The organism is Pandoraea sp. PE-S2R-1, from assembly GCF_002179865.1.
Lineage (GTDB): Bacteria > Pseudomonadota > Gammaproteobacteria > Burkholderiales > Burkholderiaceae > Pandoraea.
The window spans coordinates 1-440 of sequence record NZ_NGUR01000104.1 but is presented as its reverse complement, the minus strand read 5'-3'; the positions used below and the strand labels follow the sequence as shown (position 1 = coordinate 440).

Below are 440 nucleotides of genomic sequence, written 5' to 3'. Positions count from 1 at the left end.
GCACATCGCTTGCGCGGTGGCTTCATGGCGTTCGGCCTGAGTTCGCTGGCAACGCTCGCGGCACAAGTGGAACATCTGGCGCCCCAGGCGTCCGCAGGACAGATGGAAGCCGCATTCGATGCCCTCGACGCGGCATGGAACGACTGGCTGCGGGCCCAAGGGCATGCCATTGCCAGCGACGCCTGACGATCGCGTCAGGCGTTGTCTCTCCTTCCTTATTGCTCTACTCGACGAAGTGTTCTGAAATCAGTTGGCGTAGCCATTGATTGCCGGCGTCCTGATGGTAGCGGCGGTGCCAGAACACGTTGGTTTGCAGTGCAGGAAGGCGCAGCGGCGGCTTGACGAACCGCAAGCCGAACGGCGCGGCAGCCCGTTCGGCAAATTTCTGCGGCACGGTGACCACCAGATCGTTGGCACTCACGACATACGGCACGGCAATG

1 protein-coding gene and 1 pseudogene are annotated in these 440 nt (G+C 62.3%); one reads left to right on the top strand and one right to left on the bottom strand.

Annotated elements, in window-relative coordinates; translation table 11 throughout:
- Positions 1–186 (top strand): Hpt domain-containing protein (locus tag CDV44_RS27240; protein WP_141118840.1); only part of this gene is annotated, 186 nt, incomplete at its 5' end.
- A gap of 37 nt (positions 187–223) precedes the next feature.
- On the opposite strand, the pseudogene CDV44_RS27235 reads toward CDV44_RS27240, so the two are convergent.
- A pseudogene (locus tag CDV44_RS27235) lies at positions 224–440 on the bottom strand (LysR family transcriptional regulator); the annotation flags it as partial.